Raw genomic sequence first — 21,454 nt, forward strand, 5'->3', positions numbered from 1 at the left:
CCGTCAGGACAATGTTCGGTAAATATCCTTCCACCGTATGGGCGTCGGTGCGGACAGGACGCCAGTCGATCACTAAGGTGTCCGCTCATGACCACTCCTCCTTACCAGCAGTACCCGCAGGGCGTCTCCGACAAGAGCAAGGTCGTCGCGGGCATCCTGGGCATCCTGCTCGGCTTCTTCGGCGCCGGGCGCTTCTACATGGGCGACACCAAGACTGGCGTGCTCCAGCTCGTGGTGAGCGTCGTGACCTGCGGCGCCGGCGCCCTGTGGGGCACCATCGACGGCATCCTGATCCTGGTCAACGGTGGCGTCGACGGGCAGGGCCGCCCGCTGCGCGACTGAGCGTCGAGACAGCGGAAAGGGGCCGCGCGGTGTACGCACCGCGCGGCCCCTTCGTCGTCCGGTCCGGTCAGCGGGGCAGCGGCGCCTCCGCGCGGCGCAGCTCGGCGAAACCGGTCTCCCGGGCGCGGGCGGCGGCCAGCAGCCCGGCCACGCAGGAGGCGTTGGTGATCTCACCGGCGAGGACCATCCCGACCGCCTCGTCGAGGTCGACCCGGACCACCTGGAGGTCGGCCTCCTCGTCGCGCCGGTCGTGGCGCTGCTCGGCCGGCACGTCGGCGAGGTCGCGCGCCAGGAAGACCCGGACCACCTCGTTGCTGAACCCGGGCGAGCTGTGCAGGTCGACCAGGACGTCCACGCGGCCGGCGGTGAGGTCGGCCTCCTCGGCCAGCTCCCGGACCGCCGCGGCGGCCAGGTCCTCGCCCCGGACGTCCATCAGCCCGGCCGGCAGCTCCCACAGGTGCCGGCCCACCGGGTGCCGGTACTGCCGGATGAGCACCACCTGGCCGGCGTCGTCGAGCGCGACCACGGCCACCGCGCCCACGTGCGTCACGTAGTCGCGGGTGGCCGTGCCCCCGCCGGGCATTGTCACGTCGTCGCTGACCACCGAGAAGATCCGGCCCGACCAGATCTCCCGGTGCCCGGTCACCTCGTACCGGTGCTCGACAGCGCTCACGACGCGGACGCCGCCTTCGCCGCCGCGGCGCCGCCGTTGCGGGCCGCCTTCTTCGCCGCGGCGGCCTCCGCCGGGGCGTCCAGGTCGACGGGGAGCTGGTCGGCCTCGGAGTACGCCACGGCGGCCTTCACGAACGCGGCGAACAGCGGGTGCGGCCGGGTGGGCCGGCTCTTCAGCTCCGGGTGCGCCTGGGTGGCCACGAAGAACGGGTGCAGGTCCCGGTCCAGCTCGACGAACTCGACCAGCCGCCCGTCCGGCGAGGTGCCGGAGATCGACAGGCCGGCCTTGGTGAGCTGGTCGCGGTAGGCGTTGTTCACCTCGTACCGGTGCCGGTGCCGCTCGCTGACCTCGGTGCTGCCGTACGCCTCGGCGACCAGCGAACCCTCGGCCAGCTTCGCCGGGTACGCGCCGAGCCGCATGGTGCCGCCCAGGTCGCCCTTGCCGGCGACGATGTCCTCCTGGTCGGCCATGGTGGCGATGACCGGGTGGGTGGCCTCCTCGTCGAACTCCAGGGAGTTCGCCCCGTCCAGGCCGGCCAGGTGGCGGGCCACCTCGATGGTCATGCACTGCAGCCCGAGGCAGAGGCCGAGCAGCGGGACGCCGTTCTCCCGGGCGTACCGGGCGGTGCCGATCTTGCCCTCGATGCCGCGGACGCCGAAGCCGCCGGGGATCACGATGCCGTCGACGCCGGCCAGGGCCGCCGCCGCGCCGGCCGGGGTCACGCAGTCGTCGCTGGGCACCCAGCGCAGCTGCACCCGGGCCCGGTGGCCGAAGCCGGCGGCCCGGATCGCCTCGCTGACCGACAGGTAGGCGTCGGGCAGGTCGACGTACTTGCCGACAAGCGCCACGGTCACCGTGTGGCGCGGCTGGTGCACGCGGTCGAGCAGGTCGTCCCAGCGGGTCCAGTCCACGTCGCGGAAGGAGAGGCCGAGCCGGCGCACCACGTACGCGTCGAGGCCCTCGCGGTGCAGCACCTTCGGGATGTCGTAGATGCTCGGCGCGTCCGGGGCGGCGGTGACCGCCTCCCGGTCCACGTCGCAGTAGAGCGAGAGCTTCTCCTTGACCTTGTCCGGGATCTCCCGGTCGCAGCGCAGCACGAGGGCGTCCGGCTGGATGCCGATGCTGCGCAGCTGGGCCACCGAGTGCTGGGTCGGCTTGGTCTTCAGCTCGCCGGACGGCGCCAGGTAGGGCACCAGCGAGACGTGCAGGTAGAAGCAGTTGTCCCGGCCCAGGTCGTGCCGGACCTGGCGGATCGCCTCCAGGAACGGCAGCGACTCGATGTCGCCGACCGTGCCGCCGACCTCGGTGATCACCACGTCGGGGGTCTGGCCGTCGGCGTCCGGATCGGCCATGCCGAGGATCCGCGCCTTGATCTCGTTGGTGATGTGCGGGATGACCTGGACGGTGTCGCCCAGGTACTCGCCGCGCCGCTCCTTGGCGATCACCGCGGAGTAGATCTGCCCGGTGGTGACGTTCGCCTTGCCGGACAGGTCCCGGTCGAGGAACCGCTCGTAGTGGCCGACGTCGAGGTCGGTCTCGGCGCCGTCCTCGGTGACGAAGACCTCGCCGTGCTGGAACGGGTTCATCGTCCCGGGGTCGACGTTGAGGTACGGGTCGAGCTTCTGCATCACCACGCGCAGCCCGCGCGCGCTGAGCAGATTGCCGAGGCTGGAGGCGGTGAGGCCCTTACCCAGCGAGGAGGCGACGCCCCCGGTGACGAAAATGTGCCTGGTCGTCCGTGCTGAAGGGGCCAAGGCCTGCTCCCGTGTCGTCCGTAGCGGTCGTGCGAACCGCCGTGCCGATCAGCCAAGTGATCACGCGATCCACGGGATTCCACGGTAACACCTCCCCGGCCCCGCAGCGGTGCCGCACCCACCGTCGGCGCACGTGAAGCCGTGTCCGGCTCAGCCGGCGGGCACCTCGGTCGATGCCGGACCCGGCTGGGCCGGCACCCGGGGCGCCCGGCCGGCGGCCGCGTCCGGCGCCGGCGTGCCCCGGCCGGACTCCGCCGGCGCGCCCTCCGGGGCGTCGGCGGCCTCCGGGTCGGGCCGGATGGAGCGGCCGGTGGCCCCGGCCGCGCGTCCACCGCTGGGCCCCTCCCCCGTGGGGCCGTCGGGCGGTGCCGCCCCGCCCTCGTCGCCCGGACGGCCGCTGCCGGGCTGGGTGCGGTCGGTGGAGTGGTCGAGCACCCGCAGGGCCGCGAGGGCCGCCATGGGCACCACGAGGGCCCCCGCCGCCCCGGCCACGTCCAGGGCCGAGCCGCCCAGCACGCCGCCGAGACCGGCGGCCACGCCGGTGCCGGCCATCGCCGCCCGGATCGCCGGGTAGATGCCGAACAGCCGCATGAGCCCGCCCCACGGCTGGAGCAGGGCGAACCAGACCAGCGCGGCGCCGGCCAGGGCCAGCACGGTGAGCGGGCTGTTCACCAGGGTCTGGAAGTTGGCGGCGCTGGACCGGTGCACGGTGAGCCCGCCGGTGCCGTCGCCGAGGGCGGCCAGGAACCGGCCCAGGCTGCCCCGCTCGGCCTCCGGCCGGCCCGCGTCGACCACGGCGAAGCCGATGGTGACCGCCAGCCCGGCCATGGTCGCCCAGGCCAGCCGGCTCACGGTCAGCCAGCCGCCGGAGCAGATGGCCGCGGCGACGCTCACCCCGGCGGTGAGCGCGATGGCACCGATCGAGTCGGCGCCCAGGTAGGGGCTGCCCACGATCACGACCGCCGCCCCGCCGACCGCGACCATCACCGCCGGGCGCCACGCCCGGCGGACCCGCTGGGCCAGCCAGCCGCCGCAGAGCAGCGACCCGGCGATGAACACGCCCAGCCCGACGGTGCCGAGGCCGGCGTACCTCCCGCCCTCCAGGGCGGAGTAGCCGACCACACCGTTGAGCTGCAACCGGGAGCCGGTGAGCACGTCCACCCCGACCACCAGGGTGGCCAGCCCGGCCACCGCGCCGAGGGGACCGAGGGTGCGCTCGTGGCCGGGGCTGAACCGGACCGCGGCGGTGCCACCCACGATCAGCAGGGCGGTCACCGAGGCGAACCACCAGCCGGCGTGGTGCCCCCGCCACCAGGGCACGGCGTCGGCGAGCAGGGCGGCCGGCACGGCGAGCGCGGCGCCGATCAGCAGCAGTTCCACGACGGCCACCACCCGCCGGGACACCGGCTCGGGCCCGTGCGGGCCGGCGTGCCGGCGGGCCCGGCGCAGCAGCGGCAGCACCGCCACGGCGAGGGCCACCTGCGCGGCGGCCAGCAGGGTGAAGAACCAGCCGGCGACCCGGCGCTGGGCGGCGGCCTCGCGGTCCGCGTCGGCCGGTGCGTCGATCGCGGCCCGCAGGTCGTCGGGGCGCCCGTCGACCGACAGGGCGGGCCGGCCGAGGAAGAGCCGCTCGGGCATCGGCCGGCCGAGGGCCGCCAGCGCGGTGGGGGCCAGGTCGACAAGTTGCAGGTAGCCCTCGCGGGCGGTGCTCGGCGAGGTGAGCCAGCCCCGCTCCCAGCCCGGGCCGTCGGCCACCGCGACGTGCAGCCGCGACGGCGTGTCGGTGTCCGACACCCCGGCGACCAGGACCAGCGAGCGCGGCGGCCGGGCGGCGAGCACCCTGGCGAGCTGGGCGTCCACCTGACGGGCCTGGGCGGCCCGGCTGGCCGGGTCCTCACCGTCGACGGTGCCCAGGTCGACGATGCTCAGCACGCACGAGCCGAGCACCTTCGCCGGGTCGGCGGGAAGCACCGGCGCGTACCTGTCGACCCGGCCGAACGGGCGGGCGGCGGCCACCGCGGCGCCCGGCCCGACCGCCACCGAACACCGCACCGACTCGGCGAGCGCCCCCGGGGTGGCCCCCCAGGAGAGCCGGTCCTGGTTGTACGCGACCACGCCCTCCTGGTCCGGCAGGTTCGCGCCGATCCCGTCGGGCTGCTCGACGGTCACCCCGGTGGCCGGGCAGCCCTCGCCCGACCGGCTGCCGTTCCAGGCGGCGAAGTTGCCGGCGCCCAGCGTCAGCCACCCGTCGACGGGGCAGGTGGGCCGGTGCGCGGAGCGTACCGAGAGGGAGCCGATGGAGCCCTGCTCCGCCATCCGCCACAGCGTGGGGGTGGTCTGCGGGTCGACGTCCTCCCAGCGCAGACCGGCCGCCCCGGCCAGCACCACGAAGTCGGCGCTGCGCTCGGCGGCGCCGTTGTCCGGGCGGGCGGCCAGCGCCGTGATGCCGAGCACCACCACGGCAAGGGTCAGCAGCACCGGGGTCAGTCTGCGCAGCATCACCGGGTCCCCGTCGAGTGCTCGGGCGTCAGCTCGGCGTAGAGGTCGACCAGGGCGCGCGTGGTGTCCGCCTCGGTCGGCCAGGTCGCGGCCCGGGCGGCGCCCCGCCTGCCCAGCTCGGCCCGGCGGGTCTCGTCGTCCAGCAGGTCGCGCACCGCCGCGTCGACGGCGTCCACGTCACCGGCGGGGACCAGCACGGCGGCGTCGCCGACCAGCTCCGGCAGGCCGCCGACGGCGGTCGCCACCAGCGGTACGCCGGCACCCAGCGCCTCCTGCGCGAAGAGCTGGCGGGCCTCCCAGTCGCTTGTCACCACGGCGAGGTCGGCGCCGGCCAGCAGGTCGGCGACGTCGGTGCGGTGCCCGAGCAGGGTCACCGGCGCCCGGGCGGCGGAGATCCGCGCGGCGAGCTGGAGGTACGCGGGCCCGCTGCCGGCGATCACCACGAGCGGCGCGGGCTGCCGGGCCCGCCACCGGGCGGCGGCGTCGACCAGGATGTCGTACCGCTTCTGCGGGTGCAGCCGGCCCACCGAGAGGATCAGCGGGCGGTCGGCGCCGACGCCGAACTCGGCGCGGACGGCGGCCCGGCGGCGGCGCGGCGCGGGCAGCGCCGGCGCGGCGACCGGGGCGAGGCGGGCGTCGGCGGCGCCGAGCGCGGCGGCCCGGTCGACCAGGTCGGCGGAGGCGCCCAGGGCGACCCGGACGTTGCGGGCGACGATCCGTTCGGCGAGCCGGGACAGCCCGCCGCGCAGCCCGCCGGCGAGCACGGCGTTGTGCCAGGTGACCACGAGCGGGGCGGCCGGGCGGGCGAGGACGGCGACCAGGCCGGCCCGCAGCCCGTGCGCGTGCACCACGTCGACCGGCGTGTCGGCGAGGGCCCGGCGCAGCGCGGTGACGGCCCGCGCGTCGGCCGGGGTGGGGCTGGCCGGGATCTCCACCGGCGTGAACCGGGCGCCGGCCCCGGTGAAGTCGAACTGGTCCTGGGTGGCGGCCGGGCCGCAGACCAGCACGGACGCGCCGGCCTCGGTGAGGCCCCGGGCGATCGAGCGGATGTGCTGCCCCACCCCGCCGGTGCTGGAGGCGAGCACCAGGGCGACCGAGCCGGGCCACCGGGGCGCCGACGAGGCGTCCGTCATGAGGAAACGGTCTCCTTTCCGTCGCCCCGCTCGCCGGGGTGCTGGTCCGTCCGCGGGCCGTCGCTCCCGCCGGGCGGGCGGCGCCGGCCGAGCCGGCGGGTCACGGCCGCGAGCAGCGGCCGGAGGTCGCGGGCGTCGGTCAGCCAGGCGACGGCGAGGAACAGGGCGCCGACCACGACCCCGGACAGCATGCCCTGCGCGAGGGCCTCCGCCGTCGTCGGGGTGCCGTCGGTGAGCCCGGCGAGTCCCCGGGCGGTGGCCGCGCCGCCGAGCGCGGCGACCGCGGCGGCGAGCAGGCCGGCGGTGCCGGCCCGCCCGACGCCGGCCAGGGCGGCGGGCCCGGCGGAGCGCCGCACGGCGGCGATCAGCAGCCCACCGAGGAGCAGCATGCCGGCGGAGGTGGCCAGGGTCACCGCGAGCACCCGGTCGGCGAGGGGCAGGAGGCGCCCGAGCAGCAGGGCCAGCGCCGGCACGCTGAGCCAGCCGAGCGCGGTGGCGACGGTGGCCGACCGGGTCTCCCCGCGTGCGTAGAGGGCCCGGGTGAGCACCGCGAACAGGCCGTAGCCGAGCAGGCCGGGGGCGAAGCCCGCGATGCCCGCCGCGGCCGTGCCGGCGTCCGCGGGATCGAAGAAGAAGTGCCCGACCGGGACGGCCGTGCCGGCCAGCGCGGCGGCCCCGAGCAGGCTGAACAGCACCACCCCGCGGACCGCCGGCGCGAGCGTCTCCCGGTAGGCCCGCTCGTCGCCGGCCGCCCGGGACGCCACCAGGGTCGGGTACGCGGCCACCGCGACCGGAACGGCCAGCACGGCCCACGGCAGGAAGTAGATCGTCTGGGCCAGGTTGTAGACGCCGACGTCGGCGGTCCGGCCGTAGGTGACCTGGTTGAGCGCGACGACCAGGGCGATCTGCTGGGCGGCGACGGTGACCACCCCGGCCACCGCCAACCCGCCGACCCGGGCCCGGGCGTCGGCGGGGAACCGGAAGCCGGGACGGGGCCGCAGCCCGAGCCGGCGCAGCGGGACGAGCAGGGACAGCGACAGCACCACCACGCCGAGCGTCGTGCCGCCGGAGAGCAGCAGCTCGCCGCCCCGGCCGACCTCGGCGACGCGGGCCAGCCGCCCCTCGGCGGCCGTGAAGCCGAGGTAGACCAGGATCACGGTGACGCTGGACAGCAGGGGGGCGATCACCGGCCAGGCGAACCGTCGGTGCGCCTGGAGCACGCCGGTGAGCACGATGCCGACGCCGTAGAGCGGCAACTGGGGGGCGAAGACCCGCAGCATCCGCGCCCCGGCCTCCTGCTGGGCGGCGTCCAGGCCGTGGCCGAGCAGCCCCATCAGCGGGTCGGCGAGCAGCGCCACCAGCACGGCCAGGGGCACGAGCAGGCCGAGCGTCCAGGTGAGCAGCGCCCCGGTGGTGTCGGCCACCGCCCGCCGCTCCCCCGCCTCGACGGCGCCGGCCAGCAGCGGCACGACGAGGCTGGCCAGCGCCCCGCCGGCGACGATCTCGAAGATGAAGTTGGGGACGTAGTTCGCCACCAGGTACGCGCCCCCGAGGTCGGTGGGGGCGAGCGTCCAGGTGAAGACGGCGGTGCGGCCGAAGCCGGCGAGCCGGCTGACCACGGTGAGGACGGCGATGAGGGCGGCCGCCCCGGCCACGCGGCCGGCGACGGCGACGGGTGCCGGTTTCGTCACGTCAGTCGGCGAGCCGGCCCAGCTCGTCGAGGTGCCGCAGCCCCGGGGTCCGCTGGATCACCTGGGTGAAGCTCACCTTCTCGCTGGCGGCGGTGAGCGCGGCGAGCACGGCCAGCACGCCGGCCCGGCCCAGCGGCCCGGTCCGCGCGGCCAGGCTCACCCCGAGCAGGGCGCCGAGCGCGTTGGCGCCGCTGTCGCCGAGCATCACCCGCTCGTCGAGGTCCTCCCGGACCAGCCCGGCGGCCGCACCGACCGCGCCCGCCGCGATGCCCCCGTACGGGCCGGTGGCCAGCGGGGCGCCGAGCAGCATGCCGGACTTCAGCGCCCGGCCGGGGCGCAGGTCGAGCAGGTTGACGAGGTTGGCCGTGCCGGCCACCACGCCGGCGCCGAGCAGCACGTCCAGCCCGCGCCCGAAGGCGCCGGCGCGCTGCCGGCGGGGGTGCGCGGCGACCCGCTTGTCGGCGGCGAGCAGCGCCGCGGCGCCGAGCCCGGCCGCGCCCACACCGGCGATCTTGACCAGCCCGGCGGTGACCCGGCCCTCGCGCAGCGCGGCCAGGTGACCGGCGAAGCCCTTGGCGGCCTTCTGGTCGGGGCGCGCGCCCACGATGTCGTCGTAGAGGCCCACGGAGCCCGCGCCCACCCCGGCGAGCAGGGCGGCGGCGCCGGCCGGGGCGCTGCCCGCGCCGAGCGCGCCCGCGGTGGCCGCGCCGACCGCGAGGGCCGGGCCGGCGGCCAGGGTGACGGTGCGGCCCCGGAAGTTGGTGCGTTCCAACGCCGGCGCGCCCGGCGAGCTGCGCACCTCCCGCAGCACGTAGCGGGCGGCCAGCGCCCCCGCGCCGACGGCCAGCAGCCGACCCAGTCTCACGCGACTCCTCCGATCCGGATGTCCAGCGCGACGCGGTACGGACCGGACAGACGCCGGCCCAGCGGTCACTGGGGCAGTTTAGGCAGCAGCGCGGCGGCGTTGTCGCCGACGCCGTACTGGCCGGCCTTCTTCTCGGCCAGCTGCTGCACCAGCGCCAGGCTGGTGACCAGCTGCCCCTGCACGGTGTTGGCGTTGTCGACCGTCGAGATGGTCTGGGCGAGCACCGGGTCGCCGCGCACCACGGAGACCACGTTGCCGCCGGCCGAGCCCATGCCCGCGACCACGATGGCGCCGCTGCGATCGAACTGCTCGGCGATCTTCACCACCGACTCGTCCTTCTCCGCCGAGAACTTGTCGACGTACGGCTGGCCGCTGACCAGCACGACCGCCTCGGCGGCGCCGGAGATCTTGTTCTCCGAGGTGAGGTAGCCGGAGGTGACGTACTGCTGGACCACCGCCCGGCGGTCCGCGTCGGTGACGGCCGGCTGACCCTGCGGCCGGTCCAGCAGCACGCTGGCCAGCAGCGCGCTGGAGGTCTCCACGCCGTGCCCGTTGCCGGGCAGGCCGGAGGTGGGCACGCTGTTCGGGCGGGCCGCGGTGACGGCCAGCTCCAGCAGGTTGTTGTTGCTGTCCGGGTTGACGAACTTGTCCTGCACGTCGATCCGGCCCGTGACGTTGGCCCCGGCGAGCTGGAGCATCTTCACGACGCCCTCGGTGTGGTCCCGGCCGCTGGGCAGGCTGAGCACCAGCACCCGCCGGCCGCTCAGCTTGCCGGGGAGGACGACCTGCGCCATCTCGGCGGCGAAGTCCTCCTCCATGTCCAGTTCCTTCTGGAGGTTGTTGACCGACTGGCGCATCAGCGAGTTGTCCTTGCTGAGGCCGTTGACCCGCTCCTTGAGCGAGTCGGCCACCGGCCCGTTGAGGGCGGCGGTGCCGACCACCAGGCCGATCGCCAACGCCAGGAAGACCGCGGTCAGGGACACCACGTGGTAGCGGAAGTTGATCACGCTTGCAGCCTCTTGATCGTCGGGGAGCTAGAAGAGCTGGCCGAGCTGGAACACGAAATTGTCCCACCACTCCGACACCACGCCCAAATACGCCTTGCCGACCGTGGAGACCGCCACCGCGGAGGCCATCGCGGCCACCGCCGAGAGGATGAGCAGCAGCAGCGAGGACCCGGAGATGCTCTGCCGGTAGAGCCGGCTGACGCCCTTGGCGTCGACCAGCTTGCCGCCGACCTTCAGCCGGGTCAGGAAGGTCGAGGCCATGCCGCCCCGGCCCTTGTCGAGGAACTCCACCAGCGTGGCGTGCGTGCCGACGGCCACCAGCAGCGAGGCGCCCTTCTCGTCGGCGAGCAGCATGGCCAGGTCCTCGCTGGTCGCCGCGGCCGGGAAGGTGATCGCCGGCACGCCGAGGCCGTTGACCCGGGGCAGGCCCGGCGCCCGGCCGTCCGGGTAGGCGTGCACGATCACCTCGGCGCCGCAGCGCAGCACGTCGTCGGTGACCGAGTCCATGTCGCCGATGATCATGTCCGGGGTGTAGCCGGCCTCGACCAGTGCGTCGGCGCCGCCGTCCACGCCGATCAGCACCGGCTTGAACTCGCGGATGTAGGGGCGCAGCACGTCCAGGTCGGCCTTGTAGTCGTAGCCGCGGACCACGATGAGGCAGTGCCGGCCCTGGAGCTGGGTCTGGATCTCCGGCACGCCGACGCCGTCGAGCAGCAGGTCGCGCTCCTGCTTGAGGTAGTCCATGGTGTTGGCGGCGAACGCCTCCAACTGCACCGACAGCCCCTCCCGGGCGTCGGCCATCGACTTGGCGACCGTCTCGGCGTCCTGGAGGGCGCCGTGGGCGACCGGCTCCTCGCCGACGAAGACCGTGTTGCCCTCGATGCGTACCTGGTCGCCCTCGCGGATCTGCTCGAAGACGCTCTCGCCGAGGTCGTCCAGGAGCGGGATGCCGGCCGAGATGAGCACCTCGGGGCCGAGGTTCGGGTAGCGCCCGGAGACCGACGGCTTCACGTTGAGCACGGCGGCGACACCGACGGCGACGAGCGAGTCGGCCGCCACCCGGTCCAGGTCGACGTGGTCGATCACCGCGATGTCCCCCGGGCGCAGCCGGCCGACCAGGCGTTTCGTCCGGCGGTCGAGGCGCGCGGTGCCGAGGATCGAGCCCGGTTCCGCGGTCCGGGTCCGGCGCAACGTGGGTAGACGCATCGTGACCATCCTGGCATGTGAGGCAGGTTTTGCTGTCGCGACATGCCTGAGCAGGGCCGCCTACCCAGGGAAGCACACCGGAGCGCACGCCGGTGTGCTTGCGCTCACAATCTCGGGATCACGGACGCCTTTCCTTGGCCGCCACGGCCAGGAGTTCCTCGGCATGGGCGATACCCAGATCGGAGTCCGGCAAACCGGCGAGCATCCGAGCCAGCTCCCGGGCCCGCTCAGTGTCCTCCACCACCCGCACGCCGCTGGTGGTGACCGCTCCCCCGGTGTCCTTCGCCACCACGAGGTGCCGGTCGGCGAACGCAGCGACCTGGGGCAGGTGGGTGACCACGAGGACCTGGTGGCTGCGGGCCAGCCGGGCCAGCCGCCGGCCGATCTCCACGGCGGCCTGCCCGCCGACGCCGGCGTCCACCTCGTCGAAGACCAGGGTGGGCGGGCCGCCGGAGCCGGCGAACACCACCTCGATGGCGAGCATGACCCGGGACAGCTCGCCGCCGGAGGCGCCCCGCTGCAACGGCAGCGCCGGCGCGCCCGGGTGGGCCAGCAGCCGCAGCTCCACCTCGTCGGCGCCGTCCGGCCCGACGCCGGCCTCGACCCCGTTGACCGGCAGGCTCGGCTCCGACCGGCCGACGGGACGGGGCAGCACGGCCACCTCGATCCGGGCGTGCGGCATGGCCAGCCCGGCCAGCTCGACGGTGACCTGCTCGGCGAAGCGGACCGCGGCCTCCTGGCGGGAGGTGGAGACCCGGCCGGCCAGGTCGGCCACCTCGCCGGCGAGCCGGGCCGCCTCCTTGTCCAGCTCGTCCAGCAGCTCGTCGGAGGTGTCCAGGTCGGACAGCCGGGTGCGGGCCCGCTCGGCCCAGGCGATCACGCCGTCGACGTCGTCGGCGTACTTGCGGGTGAGCCCGCGCAGCGCGGCCCGGCGCTCGTAGACCGTCTGGAGACGGGCCGGGTCGGCGTCGAGCGCGGCGAGGTAGGTCGACAGCTCGGCGGAGACGTCGGTGACCAGGGTGGCCGCCTCCTCCAGCCGGGCGGCCAGCTCGCCGAGGGCCGGGTCGGTGCCGGCCTGCGCCTCCAGCGTGCGCCGGGCGGTGCCGAGCAGCGCCGTGGCGTCGGGGGTGTCGTCGGCCGCCTCCACGCCGCCGGCCACGCACTGCTGGGCCACCTGGGCCGCGGTGCGCAGCCCCTCGGCGTGCTCCAGCCGCTGCGCCTCCGCCTTCAGCTCGTCGTCCTCGCCGGGCTGCGGGTCGACCCGGGTGATCTCGTCCAGGCCGAGCCGGAGCAGGTCGGCCTCCTGGTTGCGCTCACGGGCGTTGCGCCGCCGGTCGGCCAGGTCGTCGACCACCGCCCGCCACCGGGTGTACGCCTCGCGCAGCGCGTCGAGCAGCTTCTCGTGCTCCGGGCCGGCGAACCGGTCGAGCGCGGCCCGCTGCTCGGCCGGGCGCAGCAGCCGCAGCTGGTCAGACTGGCCGTGCACGGCCACCACCTGCTCGCCGACCTCGCCCAGCATCGACACCGGCATGCTGCGGCCGCCCAGGTGCGCGCGGGACCGGCCCTCGACGGTGACCGTGCGGCTCAGCAGCAGCGAGCCGTCCTCGTCGGGCTCGCCGCCCGCGTCGGTGATCCGGGCGTGCACCGTCTCGGCCACCCGGCCGAGCAGGCGCAACCGGCCCTCCACCACGGCGCGGCCGGGCTGGGCGCGGACCCGGCCCGCGTCGGCCCGACCGCCGAAGAGCAGGCCGAGGCCGGTCACCACCATGGTCTTGCCCGCACCGGTCTCGCCGGTGATGACGTTCATCCCGCCGGTCAGCGGCAGCGTGGTGTCCTCGATGACGCCCAGTCCGGTGATGCGCAGCTCTTCCAGCACAGCACCCGACAGTAGACGCGTCCTCCGACACTTGACCAGCCGGCGCGGGGCAGCCGGTGGGGTCGTACAGTTCTGCCCCGTGCTGGACGTGATCGGCCTGACCCCGGACGAGGAGCAGCTCTACCGCTGCCTGGTGCAGCTCACGACCGCCCGGGTCGGGGAGCTGGCCGAGCGGCTGGGCCGCCCGCGCGCGGACATCCTGGCCCAGCTCGACACCCTGCGCGGCAAGGGACTCGTGCCGCCGGTCGGGCCGGACCCCGACGCGCCGCTGCGGCCGCTGGCGCCGGACGTCCCGCTGGGCGAGGCGCTGCTGCGCCGCCAGGAGGCCCTGGAGTCGGCCCGCGCGGCGGTCACCCAGCTCACCGAGGAGTACCGGGCCGGGATGCGCCGGCACGACGCCGCACACCTGGTCGAGGTGGTCACCGGCGCCCGGGCGCTCCGCGAGCGCCTGCGCGACCTGCAGAACGGCGCCCGGTCCGAGGTGCTGTGGTTCTGCCGGGCCAATCCCCTGGCCATGGCGGGCCAGGAGAACGTCGAGGAGTTCGACGCGTTGGCGCGCGGGGTCCGCTACCGGGCCATCTACGAGCGCGAGATGCTCCTCGAGCCGGGCGCGCTCGCCGACGTCGAGCAGGGCGTACGGGCCGGCGAGCAGGCCCGGGTCCTCGACCGGCTGCCCGTCCGGCTGGCCATCGTGGACGGTCGGACGGCGGTCTGCCCGCTGGTGCCGGAGCGGGGCAGCGGCGAACCCACCGCCGCGGTGATCGGCCGCAGCCAGCTGCTGGACGCGCTGCTCGCCCTCTTCGAGAGCCACTGGCTCATGGCCACGCCGGTGAGCTCGTCCGCCGCGCCGATCGAGGGCCGGGCGGGCGGGGGGTACCGGCCGGACGCCGAGGAGGTCCGGCTGCTGTCGCTCTTCGTGGCCGGGGTGCCGGACAAGTCCATCGCCTCGCAGCTCGGCGTGAGCCGCCGCACGGTGCAGCGGCGTCTCGCCGACCTGATGACCGTGGCCGGGGTCGACACCCGGCCAGGTCTGGCCTACCAGGCCGCCCGCCGCGGCTGGCTCTGACCTGCCCGGCAACCCCGCCACCGGCCGCGCCGCCGCCGGCCCCGCTTCCCGAGTGCGGGTGCCGGCGGCGGCCACGGCCGCGGCGCCGTCCGGGGCGCCCACCGCCGTAGTAGGCGGGCACCCCGGACGGACGGGGGTTGACGTCCGCGCGGGCGAGGGGGGGTCCGTCCCGCGCGGACGTCGGCTCAGCGCAGGCCGTACGCGTCGAGCACGGTCTGGTCGACGCTGTTGCCGGCCCGGTCGCCGGCGTGCACCCGCAGCGACACCGTGCCGCGGCCGGCCGGCACCGTCGCGGTGAACCGCGCGCCCGTGCCGCGCACCGGCACGCTCCGCCAGGTGCGTCCGCCGTCGAACGACACCTCCACCCGCACCCCGACACCGGTGGGCGCCGGTACGCCGGCCGGCTGGCGCAGGGTCAGCCCCACCTGGTGCGGCCGGCTGCCGGGCACCTCGCCCCGCAGGTCCGCGGGGACCTGGTAGTCGACCTGGAGCAGCGACAGCGGCCGGGCCGCGTCACCGTCCGGCCGGGCCGAGGTGAACTGCCAGGCCGTCTCGGTACGCGTGGCCCACCGCCACTCGTCCGAGGCGCGCCGGGTGGTGACGTCCAGCCGGTACCGGGCCGCGCCCGACGTGGTCGCCACCGGCGCCCAGCCGTCGGAGAGGTCGGCGATCTGCTGCCCGTCCCGGCTCAGCCGGCGCTCGACGGTGTCCTGTTCCTCGCCCCAGCCGGCCGCGGCGTAGTGCCCGTCGGCGTCGACGAACTCGGCCATCCGCAGGTTCAGGGTGTCGCCGGTGCGCGTGGGCACCGGCGCTCCGGCGCCCGCCGGCACTGCCGGCCGGACCACCGGGGCGTGCCAGGTCTCGGTGACCCGGTCGTCGGCGGCGTACCGCCGGGGCTGCTGGGTGAGCCCGCCGAGCAGCGGCCCCCAGGACCAGGTGAGCCGGTGCAGCACCCGCTGCTGCCACCAGTTGTCCCCGGCGCTGACGAACTCCTGCCGGGTGGTGCCGGTACGCACCGTCCGCTGGTCGTCGTTCCAGGAGTACTCCTGCCAGGGGCGCCAGCCGAACCGCTGCTCGGTGGCCCAGTCGGACCCGCCGGTGTCGGCGTAGCGGGTGGTCACCTCGGCGGTGTTGTCCGCCGTCACCCGGTGCACGATCCGCTCCGGGACCCGCCCCTTCGACACCTGCCACACGTCGTACAGGTAGGGGCTGTCGACGGTCAGCGTCACGTCCAGGGTGGCGCGGCCGCGCTTCGCCGCCGCGATCATCGGCTGCCCGTCGTCGTACGCGACCACCAGCGACGGGATCGGCAACCGGTCCCCGTCCGGACGCCAGACCGTCCACGCGCTCCGGTCCGCCGGGCGGACGACGAGCACCATGGCGGCGCCGGCCGCCGCGGCGTCGGCGATCTGGTCCTCCTCGGCGCGGTCGTAGCTGCCGGCCACCAGCGCGGCCGCACCCCGGACCCCGGCCCGGGCCAGCTCGGCGGCGGTGCCGTCGCCCGCCCACACCAGCGGGAGCTTGCGCCGGCCCTCCGGAGCCGGCGACTGGCCGAGCAGGTTGATGTCCAGCGGACCGGAGACGTCGCTGACCTGGGCGTCCACCATGGGCGCGACCAGCTGCCAGCGGGAGGCGAACTCGAACTCGCCCCGGCTCACCTGCCGCGTCGGGGTGACGTTGACCTGCTGGGTCGTGCTGAAGTTCATGACGCCGTGGTCGACCTGCCGCCCGTTGCCGAAGATCCGGTGCTCGTAGAAGCTGATCACCGCCCGCTGCTCGGTCGGCTTCGGCGTCTCGATCCGCACCGGGGTGCCCTTGCGCGGGTCGAGCACCACGGTGAGGTCGCGATCCACCATGAGCTCGGGGTCGGTGACCAGGGTGATCTGCTCGTCCAGCGGGGCGCCGTGCTCGATCAGCCCCTCGAGCAGGTACGGGCCCTCCTCGACCTGCACCTGCACCTCGCCGGGGATCCACCCGAGGTGGTCCGACTCGGGGTGCTCACCGAAGAGGGTGAACACCGACGCCAGGCCGGGCTGCCCGGCCATGTCCAGCGCGCGCAGGGTGACGGTGTGGATCGGGCCGCTCAGGGTGAGCCCGACGGCCGTCCGCACCGCGACGCCGTCCGCGCCGGTGGCCACCAGCCAGCCCCCGTGGACTCCCCGGTCCAGCTTCGCCGGGTCGGCGTGCAGCGGGACGGCCACGCTGCCGCCGGCCGGCACGGTCACCTCGGTGCCGTCGAGCGACACCCCGTCCGGCTCGGTGGCGCCGCTGTCCAGGTTGCGCAGCTCGAGGGCCAGCCGCAGGGTCTGCGGGGAGGACGTGCCGTTGGTGTACGTCACGGTGCGCTCCGCCACCGCACCGCCGGTGTCGACCCGGCCGAAGTCGGCGGTGGCCGACCCGTACACCCGCTGGCTCAGCGCGCGGGCCACGTCGACCCGGCCGGCGCCCTGCTCGAAGACGGTCAGCGAGGGGTTCGCCTTCGTCGTGCTGACCAGCGCGTCCTTGAGCTTGCCGGCGGTCCAGTCCGGGTGCTCCTGGGCGAGGATCGCCGCCGCGCCGGCCACGTGCGGGGTCGCCATCGACGTCCCGGACGCCCGCGTGTACGTCTCGTCCACCGGCGTACCCATGGTCGTGCCGGAGGCCCGGGCCGCGGCGATGCCGACGCCCGGCGCGGTGATCTCCGGCTTCAGGCCGTTGTCGCCGACCCGGGGGCCGCGGCTGGAGAAGTCGGCCAGGTTGTCGTCGCGGTCCACCGCACCGACGGTGAGGGCGGCGCCGGCCGCACCCGGCGTCCCGACGGTGCCCGCGGCGCCGCTGTTGCCGGCGGCGATCACGAAGAGCGTGCCGGTCTCGGCGGTGAGGTCGTTGACCGCCTGGCTCATCGGGTCGGTGCCGTCGGTGGCCGGGCCGCCGAGGCTCATGCTGACCACCTTCGCGCCGGAGTGGCTGGCCCACTCCATGCCCGCGATGATGGACGAGTCGTAGCCGCTGCCGCCGTCGTCCAGCACCTTGCCGATCAGCAGCTGCGCGCCGGGCGCGACGCCCTTGCGCAGCCCGTCGGACGCGGCGCCGCTGCCGGCGATGGTGGAGGCCACGTGGGTGCCGTGGCCGTGGCCGTCCCGGGCGCTGCCGCTGCCGGTGAAGTCCTGCGCCTCGGCGATCCGACCGGCCAGGTCGGGGTGGCCCGCGTCGACGCCGGTGTCGAGCACCGCCACCCGGACGCCCGTGCCGTCCCGGCCGGCCGCCCAGGCCGCCGGGGCGCCGATCTGCGGCACGCTGTGCTCCAGATCCGCGTGGACCCGCCCGTCCAGCCAGACGCGGGCGATGCCGGCGCCGAGCCGGGGCGCGCCGCCGGTGGTCCGGGCCTCCGGCGTGCCCCGCAGCGTGGTCCACAGGCCGCCGAGGTCGCTCTTGCCGACCCGCAGCGCGGCGCCGTTGATGCTCTCCAGCGGGCGGGCCGCGGTGGCGCCGGCGAGCGGCCGGACCCGGCCGGCGGCGGGCTGCTGGTAGCGGACGATCAGCGGCAGCGCGCCCTGCGCGGCGTCGCCGTACCCGTCGGCGACCAGTTCCTGCACGTCGAACAGGTCGGCGTCGAGCACCCCGGCGGAGACGTACGGCACGACGTCGCTGGGCAGCACCCGCAGCCCGCCGTCGACCTCCAGCGTGTGGAAGGTGATCCGCTCGCGGCCGGGACCGGGACGGACCGTGGCGGCGACCCGGCCCGGCGCGGCCGGAGCGAGGTCGACCTGGTCGCCCGTGATCAGGGTGATGCGGACGGGTGCGGCGGCCGGGGCGGGCGTGGCCGGGCTCGGGCCGGTGGGCCGGGCGGGCGGGTCGGCGGACGCCGGTACGGCGAGTCCGACCACCAGCGCGCCGACCGCGCCGGCGGCGAGCCAGCGTGGGGACCGGTGCATGCGATGCGCTCCTCTACTCGGGTGGCCGGCCTCGGGGGGGATTGAGGCCGGCCGACCGGAGTCTGCGACGGAGATCATCGGTCGGTCACTAGGTACGCAGCGCCGCACCGGCGACATGTCGCCAGGTGGACACGGGTCGACCGCGGTCGGACCAGCGGATGTCGGGCGGATTGCCGGGAGCGGCGGCGTCGGATGCGGGCGCGGTCGATGGCCGGGGTGCCGGAACGAGTGCGTCGCCGCCCGGTTCGTGAGCCGCCGTTTCCTCCGACGGCGGCTCGTCGACCCGGTCGACCCGACCGGGGTCGAAACCCGGCCGGGCGCGGCTCGCCGTCCGCCCGCCGCGGCCGGCCGCGACTCCCTCCGACACCCCGACCGTCGTGGACCCGACCACCCCCTGGCCAGGGCCACGACCGTCGGACCGCGCGGTCCGGGCGGGCACGGCCTCGCCGCACCGCCCGGACTCCACCTCGACGCAGTCCGGACGCCCCGAGCGCCGTCCCGGAGGACGGCGTTGCCGGCCCCGACGAACCCGCCCCGCCGCGAGGGCGGGACCACCCGCCGAGCGGTGCCGGCGGGCTACGCCGGGACCGGCGCGGCGTGCCGTCGTCGGGGGAGGCTCCTACCGTAACCCGCCCGCGGCCCCACCCGGGTACGCCGAACGGGCCGATGCCCGGCCCGACGGGTCTTCGCTGAGCCGCCGGTCAGCGACGGCTGCCGCGCCAGCCCTGCACGGGCAGGTCGAACTTGGCGACGAGGCGGTCGGTGAACGGCCGCTCGCGGAGCCGCACGATGCGCACCGGCAGCGCGCCCCGGCGCACGGTGACCCGGGCGCCCGGGGGCAGGTCGTAGACCCGCCGGCCGTCGCAGCAGAGCACCGCGAGGGTGGTGAACGGGTCCACGGTGATCGCGAAGGTGGACGTCGGCGCGGTGACGAGGGGGCGGCTGAACAGCGCGTGCGCGCTGATCGGCACCAGCAGCAGCGCCTCCACCTCCGGCCAGACCACCGGCCCGCCGCCGGAGAACGCGTACGCCGTCGAGCCGGTGGGGGTCGCGCAGACGACGCCGTCGCAGCCGTAGCGGGACAGCGGCCGGCCGTCGACGTCGACGAGCAGCTCCAGCATCTGGGCGCGCTCGCCCTTCTCCACGCTGATCTCGTTCAACGCCCACGACTCGATGGTCGGGCCGCCCTCGAACTCGGCGGTGACGTCGAGGGTGAGCCGCTCGTCCACGGTGTAGTTGCGCCCGACCACGTCGCGCACCGCGCTGTCCAGGTCGTCGATCTCCGCCTCGGCCAGGAAGCCGACCTTGCCCAGGTTTATGCCGAGCAGCGGCGCCTTGGCCGGGCGGGCCAGCTCGGCGGCGCGCAGGAAGGTGCCGTCACCGCCCAGCGCGAAGACGATCTCCGCGCCCTCGGCGGCCTCCGGGCCGGTCACCGGCACCACACCGGGCAGGTCCAGGTCGTCGGCCTCCTCGGCGACCACCCGCACCTCGAAGCCGGCCGCGATGAGGTCGGCCGCCACCGCGCGGGCGTGCTCGGTGCTGCGCCGACGGCCCGTGTGCGTCACCAGCAGAGCGGTCCGGCTCACCCGGACACCTCCTCAGTCGTGCCCTCCGGCCCGGCGGCCGCAAATCCCTGCGGGCCGGCGGCCACCACCGCGCGCACCCGGTTAGGGTCGGCGGCGGCCGCGTCCCCGCGTAACCATACGAAGAACTCCACGTTGCCGCTCGGCCCGGGCAGCGGGCTGGCGGCCACCCCGGCCAGGCCCAGCCCGAGCCCCGCCGCCGCGGCGGCCACGTCGAGCACGGCCTCGGCGCGCAGCTCGGGGTCGCGGACCACCCCGCCCGCGCCGACCCGCTCCTTGCCGACCTCGAACTGCGGCTTGACCATGAGCGCCAGGTCGCCGTCGGGCCGCGTGCAGCCGGCCAGCGCGGGCAGCACCAGCCGCAACGAGATGAACGACAGGTCGGCCACCGTCAGGTCGACCGGGCCGCCGATCGCCTCCGGCGTGAGCGTACGCACGTTGGTGCGCTCGAAGACGTGCACGCGGTCGTCGTTGCGCAGCGACCACGCGAGCTGCCCGTAGCCGACGTCGACCGCCACCACCTCGGCGGCGTCGGCGCGCAGCAGCACGTCGGTGAAACCGCCGGTGGAGGCGCCCGCGTCCAGGCAGCGCCGGCCGGCCACGGTCAGCCCGCCGGGGGTGAACGCGGCGAGCGCGCCGGCCAGCTTGTGGCCGCCCCGGGAGACGTACTCCGCGGCGGGGTCCTCACCGGTCACCAGCAGCGGGTCCGCCGGGTCGACCATCGCGGCGGCCTTGCGGGCCGGCACCCCGCGCAGCTGGACGCGACCGGCCTCCACCAGCGCGGCGGCCTGCTCACGGGAGCGGGCCAGGCCACGGCGGACGAGTTCGGCATCCAGCCGGGTACGACGTGCCATCGGTGGTTCTTCTCCGCCTCGGGTCAGGCCTGGTCGATGCTGGCCAGGGTCTCGCGCAGCGTCTCGTACGCCGCCTCGTACTGGGCGATCTGGTCCGCCGGGGAGAGCGCCTCGGCATTGATCATGGCTTGGACGGCGGCGTCCACCGCGGGGTGCCGCGCCTCACCGACCTCCTCGACCGGCGCCGGCCGGACGCCCGGGGGCGGGCCGGGCCGGGGACCGGCCGGCGGCGGCCCGGGGCGCGGGCCGGGCGGCGGGCCCGGGCGGAACGGCGCGGTCACGAGCCCGTACCGCCGGAATCCTTGCGGCCGGCGGCCTTCCGGACCGGCCGCGTGGGGCTGGCCGGCGACTCCTCGGCGGGAGTCCGGGCGACAGTGGCGGCCGGCTTCCTCGCGATGGCCTTCTTCGCCACGGCCTTCTTCGCGACCGCCTTGGTCCGCGCGGGCACGGGCGGCGCCGACACCGGCTCCCCGGCGGCCGGCGTGGCGGGCCGCCCGGCCGTGGGCGCGGTCGGCTGCTCGCCGGTCGGCGTGGTGCGCTGCCCGGCCGTCGGCTGCTCGGCGGCCTGCTCGCCGGAGGGCGTCACCTCGCCGGCGCCCGCGGTCTCGGCAGCCGGGCCGAGGCCGTCCGCCGCGGGCGGGGCGGCGGCGGTCGTCGGGGCGGCGGCCTCCGGCGTGCCGGTGGCCTTGGCCTCGCGCAGCTGCCGCTCCAGGTCGTGCACGCGGCGGGTCAGCTCGGCGACCTCGTCGGCGGTGGCCAGCCCGACCGCGCCCAGGGCGCGGTCCACCTCGAAGCGGACCAGCTTGGTCAGCGCCTCCCGGTTCGCCAGGCCGGTGGAGACCAGCTCCTCGGCGAGCGACTGGAGCTGGGCGGCGGTCGCGCCGCCCTGGCCGACCACGCGTTTGACGGCGTCCTGGGCCTTCTTCCGGGGCGCCTCCGTCAGGCCCATGGCCAGCTCGAGGTAGGCGCGCCACGCGTCCTGCATGCCTGA

General features: G+C 76.0%; 16 protein-coding genes. 2 read left to right on the plus strand and 14 right to left on the minus strand.

The window, feature by feature from the left end:
* Positions 1–24 precede the first annotated feature (24 nt).
* Positions 25–342: a TM2 domain-containing protein gene (locus GA0070603_RS08030; RefSeq protein WP_308210894.1), complete on the plus strand. Its 318-nt coding sequence runs from the start codon at positions 25–27 to the stop codon at positions 340–342.
* A gap of 67 nt (positions 343–409) precedes the next feature.
* On the opposite strand, the gene GA0070603_RS08035 is transcribed toward GA0070603_RS08030, so the two are convergent.
* The 9 genes from GA0070603_RS08035 to recN all read right to left on the minus strand — a co-directional run bounded on the left by GA0070603_RS08035 (position 410) and on the right by recN (position 13,046).
* A complete protein-coding gene (locus GA0070603_RS08035) occupies positions 410–1,015 on the minus strand; it encodes an NUDIX domain-containing protein (RefSeq protein ID WP_091309481.1) in 606 nt (201 codons plus the stop codon).
* Positions 1,012–2,769 (minus strand): CTP synthase, encoded by a 1,758-nt coding sequence (locus GA0070603_RS08040; RefSeq protein ID WP_091309484.1) that lies wholly within the window; start codon positions 2,767–2,769, stop codon positions 1,012–1,014. Before GA0070603_RS08040 ends, GA0070603_RS08035 begins: the two co-directional genes overlap by 4 nt.
* Positions 2,770–2,919: 150 nt before the next feature.
* Positions 2,920–5,268 (minus strand): hypothetical protein, encoded by a 2,349-nt coding sequence (locus tag GA0070603_RS08045; RefSeq protein WP_091309485.1) that lies wholly within the window; start codon positions 5,266–5,268, stop codon positions 2,920–2,922.
* Complete coding sequence (locus GA0070603_RS08050; RefSeq protein WP_091309488.1) at positions 5,268–6,401, minus strand: glycosyltransferase family 4 protein; 1,134 nt, start codon at positions 6,399–6,401, stop codon at positions 5,268–5,270. The genes GA0070603_RS08045 and GA0070603_RS08050 overlap by 1 nt, the downstream gene beginning before the upstream one ends.
* Complete coding sequence (gene murJ, locus GA0070603_RS08055; protein WP_091309492.1) at positions 6,398–8,092, minus strand: murein biosynthesis integral membrane protein MurJ; 1,695 nt, start codon at positions 8,090–8,092, stop codon at positions 6,398–6,400. The genes GA0070603_RS08050 and murJ overlap by 4 nt, the downstream gene beginning before the upstream one ends.
* Position 8,093: 1 nt before the next feature.
* Positions 8,094–8,957: a hypothetical protein gene (locus GA0070603_RS08060; RefSeq protein ID WP_091309496.1), complete on the minus strand. Its 864-nt coding sequence runs from the start codon at positions 8,955–8,957 to the stop codon at positions 8,094–8,096.
* A 65-nt stretch (positions 8,958–9,022) separates the two neighbouring features.
* Positions 9,023–9,964: a copper transporter gene (locus GA0070603_RS08065; protein WP_091309500.1), complete on the minus strand. Its 942-nt coding sequence runs from the start codon at positions 9,962–9,964 to the stop codon at positions 9,023–9,025.
* Between the two features lie 27 nt (positions 9,965–9,991).
* Positions 9,992–11,170, minus strand: a complete 1,179-nt coding sequence (steA, locus tag GA0070603_RS08070) for a putative cytokinetic ring protein SteA (protein ID WP_091309504.1) — start codon at positions 11,168–11,170, stop codon at positions 9,992–9,994.
* 118 nt (positions 11,171–11,288) lie between these two features.
* Positions 11,289–13,046 carry a DNA repair protein RecN gene (gene recN, locus GA0070603_RS08075; RefSeq protein WP_091309509.1) on the minus strand — a complete coding sequence of 586 codons (1,758 nt, stop codon included), beginning with the start codon at positions 13,044–13,046 and terminating at the stop codon, positions 11,289–11,291.
* A gap of 79 nt (positions 13,047–13,125) precedes the next feature.
* Here recN and GA0070603_RS08080 point away from each other — a divergent pair, with 79 nt between their 5' ends.
* Positions 13,126–14,112, plus strand: coding sequence for a helix-turn-helix domain-containing protein (locus tag GA0070603_RS08080; RefSeq protein ID WP_091309512.1), 987 nt, complete (start codon positions 13,126–13,128; stop codon positions 14,110–14,112).
* Positions 14,113–14,297: 185 nt separating this feature from the next.
* Here GA0070603_RS08080 and GA0070603_RS08085 read toward each other — a convergent pair whose 3' ends face one another.
* The 5 genes from GA0070603_RS08085 to GA0070603_RS08105 form a co-directional block, all read right to left on the minus strand.
* Complete coding sequence (locus GA0070603_RS08085) at positions 14,298–18,026, minus strand: S8 family serine peptidase (RefSeq protein WP_091309515.1); 3,729 nt, start codon at positions 18,024–18,026, stop codon at positions 14,298–14,300.
* 701 nt (positions 18,027–18,727) lie between these two features.
* Complete coding sequence (locus GA0070603_RS08090) at positions 18,728–19,612, minus strand: NAD kinase (RefSeq protein WP_091309519.1); 885 nt, start codon at positions 19,610–19,612, stop codon at positions 18,728–18,730.
* Entirely contained in the window at positions 19,609–20,463 is an 855-nt protein-coding gene (locus GA0070603_RS08095; protein WP_091309523.1) for a TlyA family RNA methyltransferase, read from the minus strand. The genes GA0070603_RS08090 and GA0070603_RS08095 overlap by 4 nt, the downstream gene beginning before the upstream one ends.
* Before the next feature lie 23 nt (positions 20,464–20,486).
* Positions 20,487–20,744: a hypothetical protein gene (locus GA0070603_RS08100; RefSeq protein ID WP_091309526.1), complete on the minus strand. Its 258-nt coding sequence runs from the start codon at positions 20,742–20,744 to the stop codon at positions 20,487–20,489.
* Positions 20,741–21,448 carry a phasin family protein gene (locus tag GA0070603_RS08105; protein WP_091309530.1) on the minus strand — a complete coding sequence of 236 codons (708 nt, stop codon included), beginning with the start codon at positions 21,446–21,448 and terminating at the stop codon, positions 20,741–20,743. The genes GA0070603_RS08100 and GA0070603_RS08105 overlap by 4 nt, the downstream gene beginning before the upstream one ends.
* Positions 21,449–21,454: the final 6 nt, after the last annotated feature.

Source organism: Micromonospora chersina (genome assembly GCF_900091475.1).
In the GTDB taxonomy this organism is placed as follows: Bacteria; Actinomycetota; Actinomycetes; order Mycobacteriales; family Micromonosporaceae; genus Micromonospora; species Micromonospora chersina.